This is a genomic window from Arthrobacter sp. I3, from assembly GCF_000520575.1.
Classification (GTDB): Bacteria; Actinomycetota; Actinomycetes; order Actinomycetales; family Micrococcaceae; genus Arthrobacter; species Arthrobacter humicola_A.
Window position 1 is genome coordinate 49,252 of sequence record NZ_KI914921.1, and the last position, 4,164, is coordinate 53,415.

The following is a 4,164-nucleotide window of genomic DNA, read 5'->3' on the forward strand; positions in this document are numbered from 1 at the left end:
CCGATCCTGCCGGGCCGGCTGCCGTGCCCGCCGTGGGCTTGCCGGCGGCGGCCGGCTTCATCCAGTCGAACGCCGGTTCGTCGGTGTCGTCCGACGGATCCAGGTGCGGATCCGGCCGGTCGGGAGGGGTGGGACTCTTGTCAGTCACGTGGAGCTTCGCTTCCGTAGGCTTCTGCGCTGCCCGGCCTGCGCCCGGCTGCGCAACTTATCTGGCTCTGAGCCTACCGTCCGAGGATTGGGCTCAGCGAGGTGCCACCCCGTCAGTTGGCGTATTGGGCCCAAGGGATGTTCCAGTCCCCGAAGCCGTCATCGAAGTTGGCGTACTCCCCCTCGGTGTTCACCACCTGGACGACGTCGCCGGTGGTCATGTTGTCGAACACCCACTTCGCGCCGTCCGGGCCCAGGCCGATACAGCCGTGGGAGAGGTTCGTCTTGCCGATGTAGGGCATCGCGGACTCCGTGGCCTGGTGGATGAATTCCCCGCTGGGCGTCAGGCGCGTGGCGTAGTTGACGTCCAGCTGGCCGTAGTAGGCCGGGTCCCCCGGTTTGAGCCCGATCGTGGAGGCATCCATGTGCTCCACACGGTGCTTCTCCATGAACACGAGGAAGCCCCGTGCCGACGGGAACCGGGTGTCGCCCATGGTCGCCGGCCAGTGGCCGGCCGGCTTGTCGTTGATGCTGACGGAGAACGTATGGGCCTTGGCGTCGGCGACGGCCACCTTCTTGTCCCCGATGTGGACGGTTACCGTCTTGTTGAAGTTGCCGACCTGCCCGTTGCCGAGCTCAACGCCGAACAGCTTCATGTCCATGGTGATGGTGCTGTTCGCGGCCCAGAAGGCCTCCGGCCGGTACCTGACAGTGTTGTTGTTGAACCAGTGGAAATCACCCACCTGGCCGGACGTCGAGGTGATTTTGATGGCCTTTTCGACGGCGGTCCGGTTCAGGACCGGCTCGCTGAAGGTGTGATCTGCAGGGGCTGGGCCACACCCACCTTCATCCCGTCCAAGGGGTATATGGCGGCGTCAGCCTCGTTGGCGGTCGAGACGGTGGTGAACGCGCGCGTGCTGTGGGTCTCGCGTCCCGCGTCGTCCACCACGGAGTACGTGAAGTTATACCGCGTGTTGAACGTCAGGTTGCCGGAGGACGTCCAGGCGGACCCGTTCGTGCCCAGGGTGCCGTCAACGGTGTCGCCGCCATCGCTCGTCAGGGCCACGCGGTCAATCCGGCCGTTCGTGACCTTGAGGGAAACCGGCGCCGCAGGGTTGACCTGCTTGGCACCGTCGGCGGGCGAGACGGCCAGTTCAGCGGGGGCGACCACCGGGACGGCGAGTCCCGGCGTCGTCCGGGCCGGGGATCCGGCCTCGGAGGAAATCCCGGACTGGGCCAGCCCCGGAGCCGCCGCGGCGAAGGCTCCGCCGCCGGCTGCCAGGGCACAGAGCACCCCCAGCAGGGCGATCTTTCGGCCGGTACTCCAGGTCTTCAGGGCCATCACAGGACCCGGGCGTTTCCACACGTCATCCTGCCAGCATAAGCGAATTACCTTGGAACCCCGGCCCGATTCGACCACGATCCGGTTACAAAAGCGCCCCCAAAACGGTCACAGCAAAGGGCCCCGGACCTTCGTCCGGGGCCCTTTGGGAGGGTTCCTAGTAGCGGTAGTGGCCGGGCTTGTACGGTCCGGCCACGTCGACGTCCAGGTACTCGGCCTGTTCCTTGGACAGCTCGGTCAGCTCCACATCGAGGGCACCCAGGTGCAGGCGGGCGACCTTTTCGTCCAGGATCTTGGGCAGGACGTACACCTCGTTCTCGTATTCCCGCTCGCCCTCGGGCTGGCCGGCCTTCGTGAACAGTTCAATCTGGGCGATCGTCTGGTTGGCGAAAGAGTTGCTCATGACGAACGAGGGGTGTCCGGTGGCGTTGCCGAGGTTCAGCAGGCGGCCTTCGGACAGGACGATGATGGAGCGGCCGCCCTTGCCCGTGGCCGGGTCAGCTTCGAAGACCCACTCGTGCACCTGGGGCTTGATCTCGACCTTCTTGATGCCGGGGACCCGCGCCAGCCCGGCCATGTCGATCTCATTGTCGAAGTGCCCGATGTTGCCCACGATGGCCTTGTCACGCATCTCGGCCATGTGCTTGGCCATGATGACGTCCTTGTTGCCCGTGGTGGTGATGAAGATGTGGCCTTCGCCGAGGACGGACTCCAGCTTGGCGACCTGGTAGCCGTCCATGGCCGCCTGGAGCGCGCAGATCGGGTCGATCTCCGTGACGATCACGCGCGACCCCTGGCCGCGGAAGGCCTCCGCTGCGCCCTTGCCGACGTCGCCGTAACCGCAGACGACGGCGACCTTGCCGCCCATCAGGACATCGGTGGCGCGGTTGATGCCGTCCGGCAGGGAGTGGCGGATGCCGTACTTGTTGTCGAACTTGCTCTTGGTGACAGAGTCGTTGACGTTGATCGCCGGGAAGAGCAGCTTGCCCTGCTCCGCCAGCTGGTACAGGCGGTGCACGCCCGTGGTGGTCTCCTCGGTGACGCCGAGCAGGAGGGCGCCGATGCGGGTCCATTTCTGCGGGTCGGCCTCGAGGGATGCGCGCAGCACGTCGAGGAACACCCGGCCTTCCTCGGACTCGTCCTCGGCGGCGGCGGGGACAGCGCCGGCGGCCTCGAACTCGACACCCTTGTGCACCAGCATGGTGGCGTCGCCGCCGTCGTCCAGGATCATGTTCGGGCCCAGCTCAGGGTTGGCGTCGGCGCCTGGCCAGGTGAGGATCTGCTGGGCGGTCCACCAGTATTCCTCCAGCGTCTCGCCCTTCCAGGCGAAGACGGGGACGCCCTGGGGGTCCTCGACGGTGCCGTTGCCGACCACCACTGCGGCGGCGGCTTCGTCCTGGGTGGAGAAGATGTTGCAGGAGGCCCAGCGGACTTCGGCGCCGAGGGCGGTAAGGGTCTCGATCAGCACCGCGGTCTGGACGGTCATGTGCAGGGATCCGGCGATCCGGGCGCCCTTGAGCGGCTGGCTGGCGCCGAACTCCTCGCGCAGGGACATGAGTCCGGGCATCTCGTGCTCGGCGAGGCGGATCTGGTGGCGGCCCGCCTCGGCCAGGGAAATGTCCGCAATCTTGTAATCGAAAGTCATCTGAGTCCTTTGTTGTGGCCGGTGGCATTGCGTGTCTGGAGCTGGGCGATTCTGGATTGAAGCAGGATCTAAGCAGTCATTCGGTGCCGCGGGCCTCCCCGATGGGTGCCCGGCAGCGTTTTGGGGCCGCTATTCCGCGGCGTGGCGCGGGGCGCGCTATTCGGCGGCGTGGCGCGGGGCGGCGTCGTGCAGCTTCGCGTCGTGCTGGTCAGCGGGGGCCGCCGCTGCGGCGGGCAGCAGTTCCGGCGGCAGCAGCAGCGGGATGCCGTCCTCGATTTTGTACCGCAGCTTGTTCCCGGCGCCATCTGCCGTGACGGTGACGAGCTCGTCGCCTTCCTGCACCAGGCCGGAGCCGGTGACGGGGCATCGCAGGACAGACAACAGTTCGGAACTGAGCTTGGGCATGGTGAACGCTCCCTGATGGGCGCCGCAACAGGGCGCCGGTGGCTGAGTGGCTGACGGCTTTTTGCAGTTTCCACCCTACCGCCAGTTGGCGCCTTAGGAAGGTTCGCGCAGGACGCGCAGATGTCCGCGCCGGGCACCCTCGGCCGGGGCCGGTGCCTCCAGCGCCGGGTGCAGCGTGCGCTGCCCCTTCGCCGTCTCCCCCGCAGCCGGACGTGAGGCCGCCTCGCGGACCGCGTTGGCGAGGGCCAGAAGGTCGTCGGGGCCGGGACCGGCCGGAGTTGCGGGCATCGCGAGCCGCATGACTTCCCAGCCGCGCGGCACGGTCAGCGAATCGGCGTGCTGTTCGCACAAGTCGTAGCAGTGCGGTTCGGCGTACGTCGCCAGCGGGCCCAGAACGGCCGTAGAGTCGGCGTAAACGTACGTCAAAGTGGCCACCGCAGAATTGCGGCAGGCAGACCTAGAACAAATACGAATTGCACCCACGACATCACAGACTACTCCCCCTCGGACCGGGCGCTGCGCATTGAAACGTCTGTCGTTGTGCCGCGGCGCGGCTGTGGTTGTGCCGCTGCGCGGCGGCGGCGCGGCTGTGGTTGTGCCGCGGCGCGGCGGCGGCGGGGCCGGG

The 4,164-nt window shown here is 67.3% G+C and carries 5 protein-coding genes; all 5 read right to left on the reverse strand.

The features are described 5' to 3' along the window. Positions 1–260 precede the first annotated feature (260 nt). Complete coding sequence (locus tag Y706_RS30660; RefSeq protein WP_343213049.1) at positions 261–1,013, reverse strand: L,D-transpeptidase; 753 nt, start codon at positions 1,011–1,013, stop codon at positions 261–263. Continuing rightward, positions 941–1,489 (reverse strand): Ig-like domain-containing protein, encoded by a 549-nt coding sequence (locus Y706_RS30665; protein WP_343213048.1) that lies wholly within the window; start codon positions 1,487–1,489, stop codon positions 941–943. The genes Y706_RS30660 and Y706_RS30665 overlap by 73 nt, the downstream gene beginning before the upstream one ends. Before the next feature lie 157 nt (positions 1,490–1,646). Then, positions 1,647–3,134 carry an adenosylhomocysteinase gene (gene ahcY, locus Y706_RS0110125; RefSeq protein WP_028276501.1) on the reverse strand — a complete coding sequence of 496 codons (1,488 nt, stop codon included), beginning with the start codon at positions 3,132–3,134 and terminating at the stop codon, positions 1,647–1,649. 156 nt (positions 3,135–3,290) lie between these two features. Next, a complete protein-coding gene (locus Y706_RS0110130) occupies positions 3,291–3,539 on the reverse strand; it encodes a hypothetical protein (RefSeq protein ID WP_028276502.1) in 249 nt (82 codons plus the stop codon). A gap of 93 nt (positions 3,540–3,632) precedes the next feature. Then, positions 3,633–4,022, reverse strand: coding sequence for a DUF3499 domain-containing protein (locus Y706_RS0110135; RefSeq protein WP_028276503.1), 390 nt, complete (start codon positions 4,020–4,022; stop codon positions 3,633–3,635). Positions 4,023–4,164: the final 142 nt, after the last annotated feature.

What these genes read in the sequence shown, in the direction of transcription:
- Y706_RS30665 (WP_343213048.1), bottom strand. Translation starts at nt 1,489, where the DNA reads ATGGCCCTGAAGACCTGGAGTACCGGCCGAAAGATCGCCCTGCTGGGG.
- Y706_RS0110130 (WP_028276502.1), bottom strand. Translation starts at nt 3,539, where the DNA reads ATGCCCAAGCTCAGTTCCGAACTGTTGTCTGTCCTGCGATGCCCCGTC.
- ahcY (WP_028276501.1), bottom strand. Translation starts at nt 3,134, where the DNA reads ATGACTTTCGATTACAAGATTGCGGACATTTCCCTGGCCGAGGCGGGC.